Raw genomic sequence first — 24,594 nt, forward strand, 5'->3', positions numbered from 1 at the left:
GAAATCTGAGTTTAGAATTTTTTTTGCCTTTTCGACTGCGTCAAAGGCCCGGAGATGAACAAATGGCAAGAGCTTCAGGTCAGTCCAAAGGGCAAAAACTCCAAACTTCGGTTAGAAGGGGTATTAGAACCGCCGTCTGCTAGGACAGGATTCTATGCGCGGAATTAAGCTTGCGGCAAAGCGTTTTGCAAAATTTTTTGAGCTTCTTGTAAATCAAGGTCGGACTGATTGAAGCGCACGGGAGGGGCAAATTGCACGCGGACGGTGCTGAAGGGTTTGGGAAGCCTTAAGCGGTCCCACGTTTTAAATTCCCAGAAATGCGTTGCCTCCCAATTCAAGGGGAAGACATAAGCTTGGGTCTCCAAAGCAGCCATGGCCAGGCCCGGTTTAAGAGTATAGCGGGGGCCTCGCGGCCCGTCTGGCGTGACGGCGACGATTTCTTTTTTTTCTTCAATGCGGTGGATAAGCTCGCGCAGCGCCTGATGGCGCGAGTGGTGAGGTACGCGAATCGTCCTGCCGGCTTTATAGGAATGGACAAAGGTGCTGATAAGTTCGCCGTCGCGGCTGTTGCTGATAAAAGCAGCGTAGATAAAGCGCGGCGTAAAGCGATGCAGGATAAAGGGGGCGATGGCCAAACGATTGTGCCATAACATGAGAACGCATTTGTCTTGCGATGCGATCTCGCAAAAGCGCTCAAGCCCTTGCACTTCCCAACGGCAGGTCCAAAGAAGAAGATTGAGAAGGCCTTTTCCAACAGTCGCTAAAAAGAGCGAAAGCGTTTTATATACGCTGTCTTTCCAGATGTGTTTCAGTCTTTTTAGCATATGAGCAGCTCCTCGATCGCCTTTGAAGCCGCTTCATTAGGCTGGCAGCTTCCCAGTTGGTTGTGCAAGGCCATGCATTCTTCCTTCAGCTTTTGGCGCAGATTTTCATCAAAATGCAGGGCTGCCAGCTTATTAAGTAACGCTTGCGTATCCAATTGCCTGCCGATCAATTCGGGGAAGACTTCCTTTTGCCGCAAGATATTGACGATGCAATAATGCGGGAGGTTGAGGCGTAGAACATATTTGGCGACAAAGTAGTTGAAAGAGGTCAGCGTATAGAGGATCAAGCTGGGTTTGCAGTGAAGGGCCAATTCCAGTGAGACTGTTCCTGATTTAGCCAGGGCTGTGCGGCTGTCGCGCATCAATTCATAATTGAATTGAGAAGGGGTGAGATAGATGTCCTGATTTAATTGCAGACTGCTTTGCGAGATTGCTTGTTCCAGGGCCGGCTTTAATTCTTCATGCGCACAAGATAGAGCGAATAGGAGCTGCGGATGGCGTCTTTTCAATAGCGCAGCTGTCTGCAGCTGCTGGGCTGTGTGCCGGATGATCTCGCCTTTGCGGCTTCCTGGAAAAATGGCAATTAAATCAGAAGAGGAGGGGATTCCTACCCGTTGCATCCAGTTGTCTTGATATGAATGACGGGCTAGATTTTCCACTAAAGGATTGCCGATGTATTGAACTTTTAGAGGAGTATGGGCAAAATAGGCAGCTTCAAAGGGATAAATGGTCAAAAGCAAGTCCAATGTCTGCACCATTGTTTTAATGCGATGTTTCCCATGCGCCCAGACTGTTGGACAGATGTATTGCACTATTTTGCCTTTAAATCCCTTCTTTCGCAGAGCGCGAGCTAAGCGCAGATTAAATCCGGGATAATCAATGAGCACAACGCAGGCGGGGTTGGTGCGAAGAATATCGTCCCGGACTTGATAGAAAAGCTTCCAAAGCTTGGGCAAAGCACGCAAGACATCGGAGAATCCCATCACTTGAAAGTTTTCCATTTTTAAAAAGATTTCCAAGTGTTGAGCGCGCATTAAAGGGCCGCCTACTCCTCTGAAATGCGTAAAACAGGAGCGTTTTCTAAGCGCTTGCATTAGGCGGCTGCCGTGAAGATCGCCGCTGGCTTCTCCTGCGAATAAATAGCACTTACTCATTGTTTTTCACAGGGATGGATTGTTTTTGGATGAGCATCAAATTGCGAATATAGGGAACGATTCCAATAAGGGGGCCAATCAAATTGACGCTGTCGCGAATGTGCAGGAAATAGGCAATTGAAAGCAGGGCTCCTGTTAGGCTCAACCACCAGAAAGAGACGAAAAGCTCGCTTTTATGAGCTTGTTCGGCTAGCCACCACTGTACCCAAAAACGGCTGGAAAAAAGCAGGTAGGCCAACGTTCCTAAGGCATGCCACATCCAGGAGACGGCAGTCAATGGCTGATCCTGCCAGGGAGCAGTCGGGATGCGAAACCAATGCCCCTCGCGCAATAAATAGAAATCTTGAACGATAAAAGCCGCGGAAATGAGCGCAATGGCCGCGATTAATAGTCCTAGCACGAAAGAAAAAGAGACTTGCTTGGATTTGGCTTGCATCAAATTGAGATTGCGCCAAGCAATGACAATATTGCATGCTTGAACGACGCAGATATGGTATTGGACTTGGATAAAGCTATGGAGGGCAAGTAGGACATTGCCCAATAAAGACAAATACCAAAAAGAGCGGGGGACAAGGCTCCTTTGCTGGCGCTCACTTTGCAGCCATTGCACAATAAAGCGGGCCCCAAAAGCAAAAGAAGATAGAAATCCAAGCGGATAAAGAATTGTTCGCCACTCTTCCACAAAACTTACCTGTTATTAAGGATGAACCAGGCATTTTACTCATTTCAAACAATTCTGCCAATATATACTCCAAATAACAGCGGCTTCCATGATCTAATTGGGCTGGGAAGCCCCTTTTTCTATTTGATAATGCAAATGGCGCTTTTTCATCCAACGGACAGCCAATAGATCGGCTACAGTATTTAGAGAGCGATTAAAGAAATTATAATTGCTTTTTCCGCTAGTTCTTTCGCGGTGGTTGACCGGAACTTCGCTGACCCGAAAGCCTTCGATTTTAAATAAGGCGGGTAAGAAACGGTGCATGCCATTGTACATTTTAATTTGCTTCAAGCAAGCGGAACGATAGATTTTTAAAGAACAGCCCGTATCTTGCACACCATCTTCGCAGAGACGGCTGCGCACTTTATTCGCCATTTTAGAGATCAAGCGCTTATGCCAAGGGTCTTTGCGTTTGAGGCGAATGCCGCAGACGAGATCGGAGTCAGCCATTTCTTGAATCAACTTGGGGATATCGGCCGGATCGTTTTGCCTGTCTCCATCTAACGTAATGACAAAATCTCCCCGGGCGGCCTTAAAACCGGCATCAAAAGCGCTTGATTGGCCATAATTTTTTTTAAAAAAAATGGGATTCAAATATGTTTTTTTTCCGGCCAGCTTCTGCAAGACTTGTTTGGTGAGGTCAGTCGATCCGTCATCAATGCAGATAAGTTCCCATGGCTGATTTAATTGGTTCATCACGGGCTCAAGTTCTTCTATCAACTCTGCAATATTGCTTTCTTCATTTTTTAAGGGAATAACGACGGAATAGCGGATAGTCATAAGATCGCCTTATTTAAGTACCTTATTTGAGTAATTGTGCTTTGATCCAATTGGTGCCGGCTTGAAAAATATAAGGAGGCGTGCCATGGCCTTTGAAACCAATGGAAGGGTATATATTTAGCTCTACCGAAGGGGAGCGGATTCCTTTGGCAAAAGCCGACTCTGTCAGCTCTCGAATAAAAGTATAGCAGGCATCGGTTCCCACGCGGACATCGCGATTGCCAATATAAAAACGCAAATGGGCATGAGTTAATCGATCCGCTATCTGGATTAAATCAATCTGTTCAATTTGTTGAAGGGGGAGGGGTTTGAATTCTTCTACCAGTGAGGCAGTTGTAAAGGGAGCAAAGCCTAGCACTGTTTTAATCCGGGCGTCTTGTGCGGCCAAATGGGTGGCGATTAATCCACCTCTAGAGATGCCTGCAACAGCTAAGCGGGCAGGATCAATCCAGCCCTGTTCGATTAAATATTGAAGGTTCTGTTGGCAGATATGAATAAAATCAGAAATAAAAAAGGGGTTTTCAGCTAGAGCGGAAGCCCAGTGGCGGATCGCCTCATTCGGGTCTAAATGGATTCCGTGATAAGGAAGATCCCAGGAAAACACGCGGATGTCATTTTCTATTAAAGGAGCTACGGGTTGGTTAAAGGGATCTTCATGCAAGGTTGTAAAAGCAGATAAAGCAAAATAAAGGAGCGCGGGCTTAGAGCCGTTTGAGAGGTCAGAGCCTTGATAATAAATGTCTGTTCCAAAGGGGGTAGAAATGATCGAAGGCGAAAGATTAACCATGCGCAGATTCTCTTTGAGCAGCGTGTGGATGCTTATGAATCGGACCATGATGATGTTTGCGCTCGCCGTGCTTTAAGAATTGACGATACTGATTCCTAATCGATATATACGTGTCAACGAGCTTCTCATTGACCAAAGCGCGCAGTTTGAAAAATTTAAGGGCTAGCGCAAAATCTTTATGCCGGAAAAGCTTTTCTCGATAATGCCGCTTTCCAGACAAGGGGGTAAGTCGATATTGAGACACTAAAAGGGATAGCATAGTAGAGGTGATGCGGCGAGGAAAATGCGAAAAAGATTGGATCAGCACTTCTTTGATGATAGAAGAGGCCACAAGGGTAATCTCTCCAATATGGGGGACTTGCTTTTTGCTGAGATACTGCCTATCCAGCTCGCGCTCCAGGATGGGGAATATCAAGCAGGCTGTCAAAACCGAGCGGTCTAGTACATTTTTGCCTTTATGCTGGTAAAGCTGGTCAGCGCAAGTTAAATAATGAAAAATTGTCTTGCCCTGAGGAGTCCGCAAAAACTGCGTTAAAACAGGGAAAAGGATATTGAGCAAGCTATATTCAGCTAAAAGCCGTATAAAAGGAGCCGATGCCCCTGATTCAAGCATTCTCAAAAGTTCTTCCAATATGCGGGCTGGCGAACTTTTTGTAATCTCTCCGCGGCAGGCATGAATGGCCGCTTCCGTTGCCGGATCTATTTTAAAAGCAAAGCGTGCGTGGAATTTAAGCAAGCGCAGCAAGCGCACGGGGTCTTGCTTAAAGCGGATCTGCGGTTCTCCAATGGCTCTTAAAACATTTTGCTGAACATCTTCCCATCCGTCCACATAATCAATAATGGAATGATTGGATGAATCATAGAATAAGCCATTGATGGTAAAATCCCGGCGCAAAACATCTTCTTCCGGATTTCCCCATTCGTTATCCTGAGTGATCAATCCGCTGGCATTTTCCCCGGTGCGGAAAGTGGAAACTTCGATAATTTTGTGACCAAAACGGATATGGGCTAGGCGGAAACGCCTTCCAATAAGAATGCATTGGCGTTGAAAAATTGCTTTGATCTGTTCCGGACGGGCTGATGTTGAAATATCGAAGTCCTTAGGAACTTTTTTGATTAGAAGATCCCTTACGCTGCCTCCTACTAGATAAGCGATAAATCCAGCTTGGCGAAGTCTTTCTAATACGTAAAGCGCATCGAGATCAATTAAGGTTGGATCAATTCCATGGTCCTTAGCAAAGTAAATCTTAGGTTGCACGAACAACTAGCTCCTGGGAGAATTAAAAACAGCACAGAAATGATGGAATCATGGCTTGATGATCGTTATCAGAAGATATGGCCGTTTTGGTGAGATGTGTTCTAAATTTATAAAAGTCAATATTTTAGTACTCTTACTCTAATAAGAAAAATATTAGAAAGCTTTAAAAATGTCAATGATTATTCTTATAGGGAAATTGAATGAATTTTAATACCCACTTTTAGAGGATGGATTAAAACCGCTAATGGTCTAAATTTGAGTGCTTTTTCTAGCAGGAAACTAAGATGGAAAGCCCTATTCACCCCATAATTGTCCCTTTACAATATCGTTTAGTTTTGTGATTTAATAATGAAGATTTTATTTTTTGTGATATAATATAATTAAGGGTATTTAAAATTTTAAATTTAATTAAAACTGCTGTTTGAGAGTTTTTATTTAAGCTTTTTCCGACTAATAGAATGTAAACTAAAAATAAAGCGGGAAAAAAGACGGAAATTGCTTGCTTCTGCCTTATCAAAACAGGTATTTTTGACATCTCCTTAATTTTTAGCTCCAGCTATTGAGAGTTCTTCTTTGTAAAGCAAAGACATGCGGCTAAGAAGATAGCCTCAAATTTATGTTAAATAGCTCGAGTGTCTTATCAAATTAAAAAACTTCAACGAGGCAAGCTTAATAGGCCTGCAGCAACAAGAAAATGAAAAATGATTTTAAAATCATTCTCAGGAATTTAGGATAAAGATGATAAATGGAAGACCTCTCAAAGTATTTGGAACAGATGGAGTAAGAGGGCGAGCTAATAAAGCTCCCATGGTTCCTGAAATTGCTCTGGCATTAGGCCGAGCGGCTGGTAAACTTCTGCGCGCCCGTGACGGCAAAGCGCGGGTCGTAATAGGAAAAGACACGCGCCTTTCTTGCTATGTTTTTGAGAACGCTCTCATAGCCGGTCTATGTTCCATGGGGGTCGATACCTTGATGGTCGGGCCTTTGCCTACGCCAGGAGTAGCCTTTATTACACGGGCTTATCGGGCAGATGCCGGAATTGTGATTTCCGCTTCGCATAATCCTTATTATGACAATGGCATCAAATTTTTCAATTCTGAAGGATTTAAGCTGCCGGATGCGTGGGAAGCGGAAATGGAGGCAATGATCGCTAAAAATGATTTTCAGGACAGCCTTCCGGATGATGATGATATCGGCAAGAATCATAAAATTATTGACGCGGATGGGCGCTATATTGAGTTTGTCAAAGCGACATTTCCCCGCGGCCTTTCATTAAAACATCTCAAGGTCGTATTGGATTGTGCGAATGGGGCCGGCTATAAGGTCGCTCCGCTAGTTTTCCGAGAATTAGACGCCGAAGTCTTTACTTATGGTGTGAATCCTAACGGTGTCAATATCAATCATGGCTGTGGATCGATGCATCCTGAAACGGTCCAAAAAGGGGTAATTGATCATCGGGCGGATGTTGGAATTGCCTTAGATGGCGATGCCGACCGTGTTGTGATGATAGATGAAAATGCGCAAATTGTGGATGGCGATACGATGCTGGCTATTTGCGCAAGGGATATGCTTAAGCGCAAGCTCCTCAAGAATAACCGTGTTGTGAGCACGGTCATGAGTAATTTGGGATTTATCAGGGCCATGGAAAATTTAGGCATAGAGGTCATTAAGTCCCAAGTAGGGGACCGCTATGTTATCCAAGAAATGTTAAAATACGATTCCAATCTAGGCGGAGAGCAAAGCGGGCATATTATCTTTTTAGACCATAATACGACAGGCGATGGGCTGGTTTGTGCATTGCAAGTGCTGCGCATTATGATAGAAACGGATTCTAAACTTTCGGATTTAGCTTCCTTTGTACAGCGCTATCCTCAAACGTGCATTAATGTAAAAGTCGCATCTAAGCCTCCCCTTGAAACATTAGACCGTTTAAAATCGACTACTGAGCAAGTCGAGCAGACGCTAGGCAATACAGGGCGCGTTCTTGTTCGCTATTCTGGAACGGAAAATATTTGCCGGGTCATGGTGGAAGGGATGAAATACAAGCAAGTCATTCAATTAGCTAATTTGCTTGCAAATGTCGTTCGCGAAGAAATAGGGGAGTAACAGGGGTAAAGGTGGCTTATGTGTGGAATTTTCGGTTATGTGGGGTCTAAAGATCCTGTTAAAACAGTCATAGAAGGGCTGAAAAAGCTTGAATATCGCGGATACGATTCAGCAGGAATTGCGGGAATAGAGGATGGCAAAATTGTCTATTGCAAAGAAGTCGGGAAGGTGTCCATTTTAGAGCAAGAGGTCAAAAAGCAGGATTTCCATCTTGATTTAGCGATTGCGCAGACTCGTTGGGCGACGCATGGAAAAGTGACAAGAGTGAATGCGCATCCGCATTTCGATAGTCAGCATTCTTTAGCGCTTGTCCACAATGGAATTATCGAAAATCATGAGGCGTTGAGAAAGCAATTAAAAGAAAAGGGAATCAATTTTGTTTCAGACACAGATACAGAAGTGATCGCTCATTTAATTGCTAGCTATTATGAAGGAGATATTCTGCAGGCAGTACAAAAAGCTAGCGGGCAATTAAAAGGGGCTTATGCCGTAGCCCTTATTCATCGAGATTTTCCAAATCAAATTGTTGCCATCGCCCATGAATGTCCTTTAGTTATCGGAATAGGCGCCAACGAAGCGTTTGTGTCTTCGGATCCCAATGCTTTCGCTTTCTATACTCGCCAAGCCATTTATTTATCTAATTCTGAAATCGCCATTATCAAAGCCGATAGCCAGCAGATTTATAATGCCGACCAGCAAATTACCAAAGAAAGCCATTTATTAGATACCGATCTTGACAGTATATCCAAAGGCAGATTTGAGCATTATACGTTAAAAGAAATCCACGAACAGCCTCAGGCGATCCGAAATGCTCTTTTATCGCGTTTTTTGCCGGAATATGGAACAGCGTTGTTCGAAGAGCTTAATTTTAATGCAATGGATCTTCTCACAGTAGAAAGGATTTTGATTTTGGCTTGCGGGACTTCTTGGCATGCCGGATATGTCGCCGCTTATATGCTTGAAGATAAAGCCCGCATTCCCGTTCAAGTAGAAATTTCTTCTGAATTCCGCTATAAAAATCCATTAGTTCCCCCAGGAACATTTGTGATTGCCATTAGTCAATCGGGGGAAACTGCCGACACGATCGCCGCGATGCGAGAGGTCAAAGCGAAGGGAGCTCGTGTCTTAGCTCTATGCAATGTTCAAAGCTCGACATTGGCGCGCGAAGCGGATAGCACGATTTTTCTAAAGGCAGGAGCAGAAATTGGCGTTTGCTCAACAAAAGCTTTTACTAGCCAAGTCGTCGTTCTGGCTCTTTTTACTCTTTTAATGGCTCGCATGCGTCATATGAGCAAAGCAGAAGGGCAAGAGTTTCTGAATGCATTGCTCAAACTCCCTGATCAAGTACAAGCGGTTTTGGATCAGTCGGAACGGATTGAGGCGCTCGCTAAAAAATATGCCCACTATGATAATTTCTTTTATCTAGGACGGCGTTATATGTATCCGACTAGTCTGGAAGGGGCCCTCAAATTAAAAGAAATTTCTTATATCAATGCCAATGGCTACCCAGCTGGGGAAATTAAACATGGCCCCATTGCCCTTATTAATGAAAATTGCCCGGCAGTTGCCCTATGCGCTAATCAAATGACGTATGAGAAATTACTGAGCAATTTAATGGAAATTAAAGCGCGCAATGGAAAAATTATTGCCATCTCGGAAGAAGACAATGGGAGTTTAGAAGAGATCGTCGATGATATCATCTACGTGCCGCGGACGATCGATGAATTAGCTGCCATTCCGACGACGGTAGTCAACCAGCTTCTGGCTTATTACATTGCAAAGGAGCGTGGAGCGGATATTGATCAGCCTCGCAACTTGGCAAAATCCGTTACAGTTGAATAAGGCCTTTTATTTAACAGCTGAATAGATCTATCTAGGCCTGCTAAATTTTAAAACGGTCTTTGCTATTTTGGATTGAAATAGGTTTTCTTTTTCAAAGTATACCCCTCTTTTTAAAAGAGGGTAGCTAACTTTAAGTTGTTAGGAATCAGCTTATCCGATAGGATGCTCAAAACATTTATTAAATAACCAAACAAACGTTGCACATACACATGGATCAACACAAAGGCAGTATTTTAGGCGGATCTTTATTAGTTGCTGGAACTTCGATCGGAGGAGGAATGCTTGCCCTTCCCGTTTTAACAAGTTTGGCAGGCTTTTTACCCTCTCTCGTTATTTATTTGGGATGCTGGCTCTTTATGGCTAGTACGGGTTTATTATTTTTAGAGATTTCTCAATGGTTAAAAGGGGAATCCAATATTGTTTCCATGGCGGAAAGAACGCTGGGAAAAGCAGGCAAGTATTCAGCTTGGATGGTTTATTTATTTCTTTTTTATTGCTTGACGATTGCCTATATGGTCGGTTGTGGAAATATTGTCGTTGAGCTTTCCCAATTCGCTATTCCTGATTGGCTAGGACCTTTATTATTTGTTTTGTTTTTTGCTCCTCTTATTCTTATCCCGACCGCATGGGCAAGCCGTTTAAATATTTGGTTGGTTGCCGGCCTCGCCCTATCTTATTTTGGTTTTGTCTTGCTGGGCATGCGCTACGTGCAAGTAGACTTTTTGAAGCAGTACAATTGGTCTTATTCTCTCATGGTCCTTCCCATCGCTTTTACCTCTTTTGCCTATCAAGGGATTATTCCCACGCTTGCCAGTTACATGCATCATGACGCTCCACGTATTCGCAAGTCTATTTTAATCGGCAGTTTTATTCCTTTTATTGCCTATGTGATTTGGGAATGGTTGATTTTAGGGATTGTCCCCACTCAAGGTCCTGGTGGTTTAGCTGAAGCTTTGAAAAATGGAGATAATGCTGTCTATCCTCTTAAAAATTTTCTGCATAATTCCTTTGTCTATTATCTGGGACAATCCTTCGCCTTTTTTGCCCTCGTCACGTCCTTTTTAGGGGTAACGCTTGGACTGAGGGATTTTTTGGCAGATGGTCTGGGAATTAAAAAGACTGGCCAAGGCAAAGCGCTTTTGGCTGCGTTAATTTTTATTTTTCCCCTTATTATTTCCATCAGTTATCCGCATATTTTCTTAGTTGCCCTCGATTATGCCGGCGGCTTTGGCTGCGCTTTCTTACTCGGTCTTTTGCCCATTATGATGGCATGGATTGGACGGTATCATTTTCATTGGGAAACTCAGCCTCAATTGCCAGGCGGAAAACCGGTCTTGATTGTATTGGGTCTTTTTGTTCTTTTTGAGCTATGCAATGAGAGCCGACATGTCTTAGAGCGGCTATTTTCTTAGAAGGGATAGTAAAACTCAAATTTTGAGCATTAGCAGCTTAAGAAATTCTCCTGAGATATAAAAAAACCCGAGACAGAACAGTTAATTGTCTGGCTCGGGTTAATAATGGGGCTTAATATCCCCCATCCCTCTCAAAAGAGAGCGGTAAGTCTAAAAGTTTTAATTATTTTAACTTAAAGACTTTTATCTAAAGTTGAAATAGACGCCGGTTCCAAGGCCGTTATCGCCATCATCGTAGTAGTATTGGCTATAAGGATAATAGTTATCATAATACGAATTGTCGTAATAATAGGAAGGGTAACCGTAGTCAGAGTAACTACTGTAATAGGGGTAACCAAAACCTACGCCGTAGTAATTGCCATAGTAGTTATTGTCCCATCCACGATGGCCCCAATCGCCGTGATGGCCCCAGTCTCCATGATGGCCCCAATCGCCGTGGCCGCCACCCCATCCACCGTGACCGCCCCAACCGCCATGTCCACCACCGAAGTGCGCTCCACCGCCATGTCCGCCACCGCCGTGTCCGCCACCGCCGTGTCCGCCATGGTCAGCATAAGCTGAATTAAAGCCAAATGGTAACAAGAAAAGCGCTAAGAAGAACGAACCGGCAATAAATGATTTTAATGCACGATACATACAACCTCCTTATAAAATAAGTAACCACTCGCTTTCCTAGGCAACAAGTCCATTTGCTAGCTGTCTAACGAAAGCCTACAGCAAACAAATGCAAGAGAAGTGCCAATTGCTCATGCTGAAGTTACTTACAAACTTCAACCGCACTTCCTGTGCTACCGAAAGGAGTGGTTACAAGCGCTTCACATGTTTATGAGGGGCGAATGGGGGTAGATCTAAAATTATCCGAACATCCTGCAAGCTCAAGCCTAAACTAAAGCTCACAATCGCATGACTTAGATCTACCCTCTTTCGCCTCCCAAACATGTGGTATACTGTTTAGAACTTGTTTAATCTCTTTCAACCTCCTCAATTCTTATTATAGGTAATTAAAGCAAGAAATGTCAAATTAAAAATTAAATAATTTGTTTTGTTTGTTTATTTTACGAGTGAAATTTGTAATAAAAATATTTTTTATTCGATTTATTAATTAATAAAAAGCTTAGGAGATTTTCTTAAAACTGCAGATGGCCTAGATGGAGGACTTTTCCCTAGGAATCACTTTGTTTCTTAGACAAAAAGAACTCAGATTCAAGCTATTAGAAAATTTTTTTTAACAATCTACTGGAGGGAAATGATTTCATATTGGTTTTAGATACTTTTTAAGCATAATTTCTAGATCTTTAATTTTAATTGGCTTGCAAATGTAGTCATCTATCCCGGCAGCTAAGTATCGTTCCTTATCGCCGGGTAAAGCATTTGCAGTAAGAGCAATGATAGGCGTATGTTTATCTTCTTCCTCTAATTTGCGAATTTCTTCAGTGGCTTTTAATCCATCTAGTTCTGGCATTTGAATGTCCATAAAAATAATATCATACGCGTTTTGCTGATAAGCGATGATGGCCTCTTTTCCATTTACAGCAACGTCTACAGTGCAATTCATAATTTCTAGAATCTCTTTAGTCATCTCTTGATTAATAATGTAATCATCAACAACTAAGATAAACGCATTAAATTTGCAGGTAATTTTTTCCATATCGGCTTAATTAGCTTTAATTTTTTGAATAAGGGCTTTGGCTAATTCTTCAGGAAAAAGAGGTTTACTCAAGCATAGGCAGGCCGAAGAGGTTTCATCTTTAGCGTTAACTAGGAGAATCATTTTGTGCATTTCTTGAGCAAACAAGGTGAAAATAGAAGAGTCTTTGGAATCTTGGCTATTGTAAATAATGGCCTGAGGAGAACTCTCAGCTTGGTTGAGAAGAGAAACGCCTTCTTGTAAAGATGGGCAAGCAATTATTTTCATTTTCCAGCTTGCCAGGTAGCTTTGGATAATGTCTTTTTCAATGGTATTTGAGCTAATGAATAGGACTGATTGATTTTCTAGCTGATAAAGCGGAAGAGGGGAAGGAGTTTGCGGATCGGGAAGAAGGGAAATAGTGACCCAAAAAACCGATCCCTTTCCTTTTTCGCTGGTTACTCCAATCTGGCCTTCCATTTTTTCGACGAGTTGTTTGCAAATGGCCAACCCTAGGCCAGTTCCTCCATACTTGCGAGTAATGGAAGAATCCGCTTGGGAAAATTTAATAAAAAGATGGTTTTGGCTTTCCCTGGGGATTCCGATCCCCGTATCTTCAACTTCTATTAAGAGCAAAAGGTGGGAATTCGATTCGCTTTTTAGGGAAATCCTTAGGAAAACGTGGCCTTCCGAAGTAAATTTGATGGCATTGCTGATTAAATTCATGAGAATTTGCCGTATCCGTGTCGGATCTCCGATAAAGTGGGTCGGAAGGCAAGGATCATAATAAATATAAAAGCCGATTTTCTTTTTTATAGCTTTTTCAAAAAAGCTTAAAAAAATGTCTTTCAAAAGCCGGGGAAGATCAAAGGTTATTTGTTCCAAATGCAGCTCTCCTGCTTCAATCTTAGAAAAATCTAAAATGTCATTAAGTAAAGTCAGAAGAATTTCAGCCGATTGGTAAGCCGTATTGGCATACTTAGTTTGACGAGAATTTAAATCCGTATTGAGGAGCAGCTCGGTCATTCCCATAATGGTATTGAGTGGAGTGCGGATTTCATGACTCATATTGGCAAGAAAAGCGCTTTTTGCCTGATTAGCGGACATTGCTTGATCGCGAGCTATCTGTAGCTCTCGATTTTGCATTTCTAGCAAGTTGAGATAGAGCATGAGCGTCTCATCTCTTTCCTTTATTTGTTGCTCCGTACGAATGCCTTCGATCATCATTGCATACGTCTGAATAAGGGGGAGTAGGCCTAGCAGCCTGTCTTCATGATAAGAAATGGGCTTAAAGCTGCATAAAATGATCGTTCCCAGCACTTGATCACGGCTAAGAATAGGAATGCCCAAGAAATAAGATAGGCGCAGAGGGTGAGAGGGAGCGCTTTCGTCAAATAAATGGTGCTTAGTTTGGATGATTTTGCAGTTAAAGGACTCAACAAGGCTAGGGATTTGCGGATCGGAGGAGGCCCATATAGTGAGTTGATTATCAGGATTTAAATGGCTGATTAACCCATGCTGAGTATCTGTTAAAATGCAAAAAGCGCTGAGCAATCTCTGACAAATGCGGGGCATGATCATTTCGCTTCTTTGTGTCATGAATTCTTCTTGGCAGCTTGTAATGACATCTAAGATGAGTTCTAATTGACGAAGAGTTTCTTCCAGGTGGTTAATTTTTTCCTCTTGCGAAGGGGAATGGTCTTTACTCATTTTTAATCCATTTAAAAAAATTAGTTAACTATACGACATAGGCCTATGACTGATCACAACATCTCCTCCTAAGAAAGCCACACGTCCCTATTCATAAAAAGAACTGGAAATGCCGTTTTAATCCGACATCACCCGTAATAGCATATGAATTGATTCCCAAGAAATTCAATACCTGAGAGTTAAAACAAGTAAATTAGCCAAGTTTATTTGTCTATACAGAAATGGGATGCGGCTGCCGCTATGGAAATGTTAGATCAATCATAGATGATTGATCTTTACCTCTTCTTTCTATATAATAATCAAAATTTTAATTTTTAGGAACTTAAAGGTCCTTTCAAAATTTATTAGGGGTTATAGGAGGCCTTTATAGGGTTTCTTAAAACATAGAGTTAGCCAAGATTCGAGAGCTTTTCTCCTCAAGAGCATTTCCTAGGGAAAAAGTAGTTCCATGCAAGCGATGACAAGTTTTAAGAAACTTTTTTTAGGTCAAAATTTCAAAGAGATAATTTTTTTTATAGAATACGTAGAAAAATTTCAATTTCTGTTATTAAAGTTGAATACTAAGAGACTGTAGCCGAATTGCTAGTCATTTATTTCACGAGTATTTGAATCTAAGCCCTTATGAATTCGACGATAGTCTCTGAATGGGATTCTCCCATTTTTTTACCGCTTTATCAGTATGTAGGAAAGCTTAATATGAAACACATTAACGATTAAAAAGATGAAGACAATCGCTTCTTTCCTTGCTCTCGCTCTTTTAATATTTTTGGCTGTGTGGTTTTTTTATCCTTTGACTGTTTCAAATCAGGATGACCCATCCTCCGTTTATGGCTATTTAGAGTTAGATAAAGATCAAAGCCTTGCATATGAAGAAGTTGACAATGCAGATCTAGCTGACACATTAGCGCTTATAAATGGCAAGAGTGATCGGATGGAAACCGATAATCAGCGTGCAGGGTTTAATGCTATCCTTAAAAGTTATGAAGAGAGAATTCGCAAAGATCCTCACAACATCCAACTTATATTGGCAATTGCCGATGTTTATTATTCTCTCAGCGAATATAAACAAGCGATCCATTACTATCGTCAAGCTCTCGACTTAGATCCTCAAAATGTAAATACGAAAATTGCACTGGCTAAATCCTATTTGAACGATCACGATTTTATTCATAGTCAACAGCTTTTTACGCAATTAAATGAAGCTGAACCCGATAACTCAGACGTGTTGGGCGGATTGGGAAGAATTGAAACATTGGAAAGAAATTGGAAACAAGCGGAAGCTTATTTTTCAAAGTCATTGAAAATCAATCCTAATAATTCTTCCACGCTTTACTACTTAGCTGAATTGAGGATTGACCAGAAGCGCTATGATGAGGCAACGGACATTTTAAAGAAATTGCAGACAAAGGATCCCAAGGCTCTCTGGATTCGGCAAGCTTTAGAGCAGGCGAAAAGCGGACCGATTTTGGATGAAGGCAAAAAGCTAGAAAAAAACCGAGAGTTTGATTCCGCTTTAGAACTTTATCGTAGGGAATTGGCAAGCGATCCGTATAATTTAAACCTATATTTAGCGTTGGGAAGGCTTTACTCTAGATTGGGAGATTATTCCAAGGCAATCAGTGCTTTAAAGCAGGGATTAAAAGTGTTGCCTAATCAGGACCCTCTTTTTATTGGCTTGGCATTTACTTATTTGAAAAAAGGCGATTTAGCTAGGGCTAGAATTCTCTTTCAATTTGTAGACCATAAAGAAGAAGGCCATCCGGAAGCAAAGACGGGCTTAGGAAGAATTCAAGAATTAGAGGGGCATATCCCAGAAGCTGAAAAGCTTTATGAAGAGGCGATGGAATTAAATCCATTGGATATCTTGCCCCTCTCTTATCTTGCACAGCTGCGTTTAGAACAAAAAAGATATGACGAAGCCATTCCTTTGCTGGAAAATATTCATCGCTTGGATCCAAGCGCGACTTGGGTTCTGGAGTTAATAGAAGAAGCGGAGATCGCTCCTATTTTAGATAGAATCCATCAATTGGAGAAAAACCAGGAGTACGATCAAGCGGCTCATTTATATCTTCAGCTCGTCGTTCAATATCCTCATAACATCTCGAATTATCTCCATTTTGGTCAATTTTATCTTCATCAACAGCTTTACGAAGAGGCCATCCGGATTTATCAATTAGGCTTGCAAGTCAATCCTGATTCGATTCCGCTTCAGGCCGCTTTGGGATACGCTTATTTGGCAAAGAAGGAAATAGATCGAAGCTTTGATATTTTTAAATCTATTCTAGAGCAAGATCCGGAAAATAAGGACGCACTTTTAGGAATAGGGCGAATCAATACTGTTCTTGGCAATATTCAAGCCAGCTCTAATATTTATCATCAAGTCTTAGAGGCCTATCCCAATGATATGGCTGCCTTGTCCTATTTAAGCGACTTAGATCTAAAAGAGAAGAATTATGAGGAAGCCGAAAAGCTTTATGAAGCCATTTTAAAAATCAATCCTCAGGCCAAATGGGCACAGCAGGGGTTGATAAGAGCTAAATTCGGCCCGCTCTTTGATGAAATAGAGGCATTAGAAAGCCAGGGGCGTCTCGATGAAGCATCTGCTAAATATCAAGAACTTTTAAGACTTGCCCCAAGAAGCGAAGAGGCCTATTTCGGACTTGGGCAGCTTTATATTTCTGAAAAACGCTATGAAGAGGCAATCAGGCTTTATGGGCGAGGATTGGACTATAATCCTTCTTCTAGTGAATTGCGCATAAGGTTGGGGCTTGCTTATCTTCAAATAGGAGACTTAGAAAGGGCTTATCGCCTTTTTGATTTGGTCCATCAAAAAGATCCCGAAAATGCCGAGGCGATTGCAGGGATGGGAAGAGTCTTTGCCTTGGATGGCAATATTTTCCAGGCCAGTCATCTGTATGAAGAGGCTTTAAAGATGGACCCCAATAATATTTTGGCGTTGTCCTATTATGGCGAACTGGCTATGGCGCAAAGAGAGTTTTGGAAAGCAGAACAGATTTATCGCAAGATTTTAAAAATCGATCCTCATGCACAATGGGCTGAGGATGCGCTTTTAGATGCTAAATATGCGCCCATTTTATTTGAGATTAAAAGAAGCGAAATAACAGAGAATTTCCAGCACGCAGAAGAACTTTATCTTCAACTTATTGCAGAGGCGCCCAATCAAGCTAACTATTATGTCAAGCTGGGGCAATTGTATGTCAAAATGAAACAGTTCGATAAAGCCATCGCTGCCTACTTAAAAGGGTTGGACATACAGCCTAATTCCGTAGACCTGCAAATGGCGCTTGGATTTGCCTACTTGGAAAAAGGGGAGCTGGAAAGAGGCAAACAGATTCTAGAGGCAACCTTAAGGGAAAATTCCCGCAATGCAGAGGCTCTAGCGGGAATAGGCCTATTTTATCAATTCAGCGGCAATCCAAGGCTTGCCGAGCATTTGTATGAAGAGGCTTTAAGAATCGATGCGCATAATATTTCCGCATTAATTTTTCTTGCGAAACTGAAGATGGATCAAAAGCAGTATGAGGGAGCAGAAAAGCTTTATCAGGCAATTCATACCCTTGATCCTTCCGCCAAGTGGGTCGATCTAGCCATCGAAGACGCCAAACATGGCCGCTTAATCGATCAAATCAATAAATTGGAAGAAGCCAAGGACTATAAAATCGCTGAAATTCTTTGGCATCAGCTTCTGTTAGAAGCACCCTTTGTCAGCGACTATTACTTAAGAGTTGGATTTTTTTATCAAAGGATTTTGCAATATGAAAAGGCGATAGATGTTTTCCGGCAAGGGCTGGATATCGATCCTCGATCAGCTGCCTTATATGCAGGTTTGGGCCTTGCCTACCTTTCCTTAAAAGAACTTGCCCCGGCAGGAGAGAACTTTAGGCGGGCTTTAATATTTGATCCCCAGAATCCCGATGCTTTAGCAGGGTTGGGGTATATTGATTTTCTAGAGGGAAACCTTGCCCATTCCGAAGTGCTAATTGAAAAGGCCCTATCGATTGATCCCAATAGAATCGCGGCTCTTTCAGCTCTAGGAGAGCTGTGGATGAAAGAAAAGAAATATCCACAGGCTGTAAAGGTCTATGAAAAATTAATGGAGTTAAGGCCTCATGAAAAGTGGGTAGCCCTTTCCCTCGATGATGCCAGAAATGGCTTTGTCTTAGACGACATCCAGAATCTTATTAAAGCGGATAAATATTCGGAAGCGGCCCAGCTCTATAGCGAGCTGCTGGAAAAATCGCCCAATAATCCGCGTTATTATTTCGGTTTAGGCCAAATGTATATGAGGCTTAAGGAATATGGAAAATCTATTGAAGTCAGTTTAGAAGGCCTGGAAAAAAATCCGGATGAGAATGAACTAAGGGTCGCCCTCGGCTATGCTTACTTTTTTGACGACAATCTTTCAGATGCACGGCAAGTATTGGAAGAAGCGGTAAAGGTAGATAGAAAGAATTCCGAGGCTTTGGCAGGGCTAGGACGCGTAAATGCTTTAGAAAATGATTATTGCTCTGCTGAATCGCTCTATCGGCTCGCGCTAAGCTTTGATCCCAAAAATTTATCCGCTCTCAGCTTCCTAGCTGATTTGCTCATGAAAGAGAAGCGCTATACGGAAGCTCAAGCGGTTTTTTCAAGGCTGGGCGAGCTCCTGCCCAATGCCGAATGGATTCAGCGGGCTTGGCAAGATGCGGTAGATGGGCCAGTGACCGATCTTGCTAACGTCTATGCGGAACGAGAATACTTTGAGCTTGCAGCCGGCTTATATTGTCAACTTGTTGAATCTTCGCCAAGCGATCCAGCCCGCTATCTTCCCTTAGGGCAAATGTATGTCAACTTGCAGCAGTATAACAAGGGGATTGCCATTTATGAGCAAGGCTTGGCCCAAGATCCCGAGGCTTGGTATTTATGGAGGGCGATTGCCTTTGCTCAAATCTTCAAGGAAAATTTTTGCTGCGCTCGCTCGATCTTCTTGTCTCTTCTTGAGTATGATCCCAATGATGCAGACTCCTGGGCAGGGCTGGGGCGCATTGAGGCGTTGAATGGATCCATCTGTTTAGCTAAAGAATACTATGAGACTGCTCTTGAGCTTTCGCCGAATAATCTGGTAGCCTTGTCTTTTCTAGCAGACCTCTATCAAGCCGAGCATTATGATTTTTCCTCTTTAGCTATCTATGAAGAGATGCTCGATATCAATGCAGAAGCAAATGCATGGAGCGGTTATTGCTCCCGTCCCAAATGGTTGATGCGAGGCTATCACAATGCGTTGAATTTAACGTGTCCCACTCTTTCCGTATCCGGGAACTATCATCAAGAAGATCAATGGGATCCTACCGTTCATAAATGGTCAGCGGAATATCAGGTATTTGGCGGCCGGGCGCTAGTCAATTATCCGATTTGCGATAAATGGGAAATGTGGGGAAGCGTTGAAGATCAATTTTTTGTCTTGCGGGATTTGCTCACGCGTACCTATTTGTATGATTTTGATGTCCAACGTGCATTCATCGGCACCAAATGGATTTATAACCCCTGCTTTTACATAGATGCGGTAGCAGGCTTGACCAATTACTCTCCTTATCGGCACAGCACTTTTAGAATGCGCCATGGATGGATCGCAGAGCCTACCTTGACCTTTACTTATCATAAGCCTAAAGAAAAAATAACCTTGAGCTTCTCAAGCCGATCGGATTTGATCGCCAGAAATTTCAATACACAGGTTGCCAAAGTGGTCGGGTATTATTTTATTGCCGGAACTTATGAGAGGAAAATTTATAAAAGAACATGGGTGGGCATTGAAGGCGATGCTTATTGGTATTGCGATTTTGTCCACAATAAATCTCAACGAGCCCTAGGATGGCTTCAATGGAGGCCACCTTGCTACAGCGATAACATTTTGTTCCGCTATCATGCCAAGTACCAAACTTTTTCTAAAAATATTCCGGATTATTACACTTATAAACCGCAAATAGTCAATCAATTGCAGGTAACTCTGGAGAAATCTTGGAGAGTGTGCTGGGCCGACACCCTTTATACTAGCCTAAGTTATGCTCACGGCTGGCAGAATACGCGTACGCGTTTTGCTCAAATTATTGTGATTGCCCCTACGACAGTAAATCCTCCTTTTAAGTGGGATAATCGGCAATACAATATGGTGTTTGGTAATTTAATTTATAAATGGAATCAGCTACAGATCATTTTAAATGGCGATTACTACAGGGATACCAAAAAGTATACAATTTGGTCGGTGAATGGCGAAGTGGTATGGCGCTTTTAATTTTTAATAGGATTTCCTAAAGGTAAAACATGTCTTTCACCCATGATATAGCCAATTTTTTTAATCTCTTATACTTAACGGGATTTTCTAATTTGCCTTGGGGATGGCAGGCTTTTATTATCTATGGAACGTTATTTTTAGTTTTTGCCGGCATTTCTATCATTCAGACGTGCATTGGCTGCATAGCGGTTCTTTTGCGGTTCCGCGAAGTCCCTGTGGAAAATATTTATCGCATCATTCGCTCCAATTCGCTTCCTCCCATCACTTTCGTTGTGCCTGCTTATAATGAAGAGAAAGACATTTTACATACCGCTAAAAATATGTTGAGCTTGTCTTACCGCTATAAACGGGTCATTATTGTCAATGACGGGTCGACTGATAGCACTTTAGAGCTGCTAAAAACTAATTTTTCTCTCATTCCCATTCCCGCATCCTATCCCGGAAAATTTCAGACAGCAGAGATTCGAAGCTATTATGCAAGCCCGCAGTATCCTGAGCTTCTCGTTATAGATAAAGTCAATGGAGGGAAGTCAGACGCCCTGAACACGGGACTGAATGCCTGCACATCTGAAATTGTCGTCTGTGCGGATGCCGATACGTTGGTGGATGATGATGCCTTGAACAGACTGATGCGGCCTTTCTTGCTTCATGGAGACGCCGTGGCGGCCCACGCCTCCATTGGTAATGTCAACGGATGCGTAATTTCCGAAAACCGAATCGTTCAGGTGAAGTTTCCAAAAAAAATGCTTTTGGGATTCCAGGTCATCGATTTCATGAAGGGATTTTTAGTCGAGCGCTTGGGCTTGAGTTGGACTAAGGGCGCTTTAGTCATTCCCGGCAACTTTGGAATGTTTAGATTGAGCGCTTTGATCGAAATTGGAGGCTATGACCGAACCTCTATCATTGAGGATACGGAAATTATTACGCGCATGCATATGTATTATTTAGAAAGAAAAAAAAATTACCGCATTACTTATTTGCCGGATATTGTGGCTTGGACGGAAGCTCCCGAAACGATCAAGACTTTGGGGAGACAGCGTATGCGCTGGTATAAGGGAACCACTCAAAATATTTGGCAATATCGAAACATGTGGTTCAATCCGAAATATCGATCCATTGGCTTATTCGTCTGCCCCATGACTGTTTTTGAAAAAATTGCCCCTCTAATTGAAATATCCGGATTTTTAATTTTAATTATAGCCATTTTTCAGGGCACGGTAGATCCTATTTTGGTTTTCTCGTTGGCATTGACAAGCTGGTTGTTTTTGGTTTTGCTTGTCCTAATCGCTCTAGTGATAGAATTCATTTCTTATGAGACCTACCGTTCCTGGCCGGACTTTTTTAGGATTATGAAGTGCGTTGTTTGCTATAACAGCTATCACTATTTGCTCATGTGGTGGAGAATCAAGGGGTTATATGCTCCTAAGCCCAAGCGGGCCGGCTGGACCCCTCACCGCGAAGGATATGATAAGATTCAAAATCAGTAGGCGCAAAAACTAGAGAAAGAGAAACCTATGCCGACCTCATCTATCCTCTATTCGAATGGATGGAATGATTAAGGTAAAGCTAAAACATGCTGGGCGATCTCGTAGGCTTTCGGCTGGTCGGGCTTTTGCGCATCTAAGATGACCATCCCTTCTTTGCCAAAATTTTTCAGCGTCTTGGCTGCTTGCAGGCGGACAGACCAAACAGGATCATTGAGCAAGGTGCCGATTTTTGGAGCGGCTTGAATGACATATAATTTCTCTAAGCCATTAATCGAACTTTCCCGAATTTTAAAGTCCGAGTCTTCTAAATGGACGATTAATAGTCGGATTGATTCGCTGCTGGGAATATTTCCTAAGGCTTCAATCGCTTTTAAGCGGCAATTTCTATGAAGAGAGTTCACATACCTGGAAACGATTGAAAAAAGGTTGCTCGAATAGCGGGTAGCTAAGATGTCTAAGCAAATGGCTGTAATGGCAGGATCCGGTTCAGAAGCCAATAACGCTTCAATCCAAGTGAACTTTTCCTGATCGGCCTGAATAAGCGCATCCCGATAGGGAAATTGTGAGAGTTCGGGCTCTCGGCTCATTTGCTTTATCACTTCTTCGAAAAGCTGCCTATAAGGCGTTTTCGTAATGCAAACGGCGATAGGGATTCGGACTAAATATCTTTTATCCTGCAATAATTTAGCCAAGATTTGTTCGCGGGCTTTTTGTGGGCAAAGAAGGTAGCAGCGGGCCGCAAGTTGGCGCTTATACCAGTATGAACTGGCCGCATAGCGTTCAGCCCTCTGCAGCAAATAAGTGCTAATGACATGCTCTTTGACTTCATGCCAGCGAGGATCGCTAAACCGCTGATCAAATTCTTCCATGACCTCGATTAAATTTCTAAATTGATTCAAATGAGAAGGAAGGGTGATGTCTCTGACAGGGTATTTATTAAAAATAGCCGCTTCAAAAAGCAGGGTGAGTTCGTTTTGGATTTGCTTTCTGCGATTGGCGCTCCATTGGTTGTAAAATTTGACCAAAATAATCGTGCAAATGCAAAGTAGAATGAGAATGAGTTCAATGAATAGAACTTTGTAAGCGATGTGATAAAGCAAATATCTGAGAAGAGCGTCCATTTTTATCTTGGGTATAGCTTGACTAAACTTAATATATCATTATTTTTGCTAAATTTGTTTATTTGTTGTAAATGTTAAATTTTAAACCATTAAGATTCTTGGCCGCATGTTCAGTCTTTTGCGATGCTGTTTGTTCCCTTTCCTTTTTCTCGCTTTGATTAGCCTATTCTTTACTGTGGGTCTATCCGCTTCCACGGCTATTATAGCCGCCTATTATGCCAATGACTCGCACTCTCGCCCACCCATTGGCAATAGGCCTCCTTTTACTGTAGATAGGATAGACCCTTCCCTTTTAACCGATTTATATGTGGCCTTTGCCGCTATTGGCTATGTGTCCGCATCGATTGAGCCAGACCATCCGCGTTTGACAGGCGATTTTACCCTGCAGCCAACGATGAAAGAAGATAAAGATCATCTTTATCCCCAATTGGTAGATTTAAAAAAACGGTCTAAAAAGCCTTTGCGTCTTTTTCTTTCCATTGGTGGATGGAATTTCAATAATCCCGAACATAGCGAAGGAAAAACGACCTATCGCCTTTTCAGCCAGATGGTATCAACGGCAGAAAACAGAAAACAATTTATCACGTCAGCCATTGACTTTGCCCATCGCTATGGATTCGATGGAATTGATATAGATTGGGAATATCCAGGAGATCCTGCTAGAGGAGGATCCGAACGTGATTTTAACAACTTTCCCGTCTTCCTTAAAGAGTGCTCAGCCGCTTTTTCACAGGCCAATCCGCCCTTATTGCTTTCTTTTACAGCTCCTGCTTTTATTCCTTTTCGCTTGCAAGCTCACTTTCAGGCTGATCCGAGCCGCTTCTATAAATGGCTTGCCGACTGCGCCCAGTTTGTCGACCGCATCAATATAATGGCTTATGATTACCATGGTCCTTTTGATGTGCCCAGAATAACGGGAGTCAATGCGCCTTTAAATCAAGATACAGATAGAGCCAGTCCCTTATACATTGCCAAAACCTTGCAGAATTATTTGGATAATGGGGTGCCTGCCCAAAAAATGGTTTTGGGATTGCCGCTTTTCGGCCATATTTATGCTGGAGTATCCGTTTTGCAGCCCGGAAATACGGGCCCTGGGAAACCTTTTGAAACAGGCGGAGCGCCGGGACCGGCGACAAGGGAAAAGGGAATGCTGGCTTATTATGAAATTGCTGATAAGATGGCTCAAAAACAGCTCAGCTTTGGCTCCGATCCCGTCACGAGTACTGTCTACGGCTATAACTTTCACTCTCAGGAATGGGCGAGCTTTGATAATCCTGACACGATTAAGCTCAAAGCCATGTTGGCTTTAACTTTTAAACTTAAAGGCGTCTTTTTTTGGTCTATCGATCTGGACGAATATCAATGGGAGCCTAAATTTCCCAATATCCGCAGCGCTAGGCAGGTCTTTAGCGAGTCGCGTGAGTAATGTAGAGGATATCTCTATTGTGCCTCCGCGCCTGATTTGATAGTGATTTT

Annotated in this window: 16 protein-coding genes; 6 read left to right on the plus strand and 10 right to left on the minus strand. The window is 42.5% G+C overall.

Going from position 1 to position 24,594, the window contains the following annotated elements; genetic code table 11:
• Positions 1-164: 164 nt before the first annotated feature.
• From BN3769_RS09680 to pcnB, 6 genes are all read right to left on the minus strand, one after another.
• Positions 165-824 (minus strand): lysophospholipid acyltransferase family protein, encoded by a 660-nt coding sequence (locus BN3769_RS09680; RefSeq protein WP_068470010.1) that lies wholly within the window; start codon positions 822-824, stop codon positions 165-167.
• Entirely contained in the window at positions 818-1,978 is a 1,161-nt protein-coding gene (lpxB, locus tag BN3769_RS09685; protein WP_068470012.1) for a lipid-A-disaccharide synthase, read from the minus strand. The genes BN3769_RS09680 and lpxB overlap by 7 nt, the downstream gene beginning before the upstream one ends.
• Positions 1,971-2,660, minus strand: a complete 690-nt coding sequence (locus BN3769_RS09690) for a lipid-A-disaccharide synthase N-terminal domain-containing protein (RefSeq protein WP_068470014.1) — start codon at positions 2,658-2,660, stop codon at positions 1,971-1,973. The genes lpxB and BN3769_RS09690 overlap by 8 nt, the downstream gene beginning before the upstream one ends.
• A 93-nt stretch (positions 2,661-2,753) precedes the next feature.
• Positions 2,754-3,479: a glycosyltransferase family 2 protein gene (locus BN3769_RS09695; RefSeq protein ID WP_068470016.1), complete on the minus strand. Its 726-nt coding sequence runs from the start codon at positions 3,477-3,479 to the stop codon at positions 2,754-2,756.
• A gap of 22 nt (positions 3,480-3,501) precedes the next feature.
• Positions 3,502-4,266 carry an alpha/beta hydrolase family protein gene (locus BN3769_RS09700; RefSeq protein WP_068470018.1) on the minus strand — a complete coding sequence of 255 codons (765 nt, stop codon included), beginning with the start codon at positions 4,264-4,266 and terminating at the stop codon, positions 3,502-3,504.
• A complete protein-coding gene (pcnB, locus tag BN3769_RS09705) occupies positions 4,259-5,524 on the minus strand; it encodes a polynucleotide adenylyltransferase PcnB (protein WP_068470020.1) in 1,266 nt (421 codons plus the stop codon). Before pcnB ends, BN3769_RS09700 begins: the two co-directional genes overlap by 8 nt.
• Before the next feature lie 738 nt (positions 5,525-6,262).
• On the opposite strand from pcnB, the gene glmM reads away from it, so the two are divergent.
• The 3 genes from glmM (at position 6,263) to BN3769_RS09725 (ending at position 10,884) form a co-directional block, all read left to right on the plus strand.
• Positions 6,263-7,630: a phosphoglucosamine mutase gene (gene glmM, locus BN3769_RS09715; RefSeq protein ID WP_068470024.1), complete on the plus strand. Its 1,368-nt coding sequence runs from the start codon at positions 6,263-6,265 to the stop codon at positions 7,628-7,630.
• Positions 7,631-7,648: 18 nt separating this feature from the next.
• On the plus strand, positions 7,649-9,472 hold the full coding sequence (glmS, locus tag BN3769_RS09720; RefSeq protein WP_068470025.1) for a glutamine--fructose-6-phosphate transaminase (isomerizing): 1,824 nt from the start codon (positions 7,649-7,651) through the stop codon (positions 9,470-9,472).
• 209 nt (positions 9,473-9,681) lie between these two features.
• Positions 9,682-10,884: an amino acid permease gene (locus BN3769_RS09725; protein WP_068470028.1), complete on the plus strand. Its 1,203-nt coding sequence runs from the start codon at positions 9,682-9,684 to the stop codon at positions 10,882-10,884.
• Between the two features lie 183 nt (positions 10,885-11,067).
• Here BN3769_RS09725 and BN3769_RS09730 read toward each other — a convergent pair whose 3' ends face one another.
• The 3 genes from BN3769_RS09730 to BN3769_RS09740 form a co-directional block, all read right to left on the minus strand.
• Positions 11,068-11,520: a hypothetical protein gene (locus tag BN3769_RS09730; protein ID WP_068470030.1), complete on the minus strand. Its 453-nt coding sequence runs from the start codon at positions 11,518-11,520 to the stop codon at positions 11,068-11,070.
• A 616-nt stretch (positions 11,521-12,136) separates the two neighbouring features.
• Positions 12,137-12,532, minus strand: a complete 396-nt coding sequence (locus BN3769_RS09735) for a response regulator (RefSeq protein WP_068470032.1) — start codon at positions 12,530-12,532, stop codon at positions 12,137-12,139.
• A 6-nt stretch (positions 12,533-12,538) separates the two neighbouring features.
• Positions 12,539-14,221, minus strand: a complete 1,683-nt coding sequence (locus BN3769_RS09740; protein ID WP_068470035.1) for a GAF domain-containing hybrid sensor histidine kinase/response regulator — start codon at positions 14,219-14,221, stop codon at positions 12,539-12,541.
• Between the two features lie 721 nt (positions 14,222-14,942).
• Between BN3769_RS09740 and BN3769_RS09745 the strand changes: the two genes are divergently transcribed.
• Both BN3769_RS09745 and BN3769_RS09750 read left to right on the plus strand, forming a co-directional pair.
• A complete protein-coding gene (locus BN3769_RS09745; protein WP_068470037.1) occupies positions 14,943-20,510 on the plus strand; it encodes a tetratricopeptide repeat protein in 5,568 nt (1,855 codons plus the stop codon).
• Positions 20,511-20,539: 29 nt separating this feature from the next.
• A complete protein-coding gene (locus BN3769_RS09750; RefSeq protein WP_068470039.1) occupies positions 20,540-21,997 on the plus strand; it encodes a glycosyltransferase family 2 protein in 1,458 nt (485 codons plus the stop codon).
• A gap of 68 nt (positions 21,998-22,065) precedes the next feature.
• On the opposite strand, the gene BN3769_RS09755 is transcribed toward BN3769_RS09750, so the two are convergent.
• Complete coding sequence (locus BN3769_RS09755; protein ID WP_068470041.1) at positions 22,066-23,118, minus strand: HEAT repeat domain-containing protein; 1,053 nt, start codon at positions 23,116-23,118, stop codon at positions 22,066-22,068.
• Positions 23,119-23,224: 106 nt separating this feature from the next.
• On the opposite strand from BN3769_RS09755, the gene BN3769_RS09760 reads away from it, so the two are divergent.
• On the plus strand, positions 23,225-24,544 hold the full coding sequence (locus BN3769_RS09760) for a glycosyl hydrolase family 18 protein (protein WP_068470043.1): 1,320 nt from the start codon (positions 23,225-23,227) through the stop codon (positions 24,542-24,544).
• The last annotated feature ends 50 nt before the right edge of the window (positions 24,545-24,594 follow it).

This window comes from Candidatus Protochlamydia phocaeensis (genome assembly GCF_001545115.1).
Taxonomy (GTDB): domain Bacteria; phylum Chlamydiota; class Chlamydiia; order Chlamydiales; family Parachlamydiaceae; genus Protochlamydia_A; species Protochlamydia_A phocaeensis.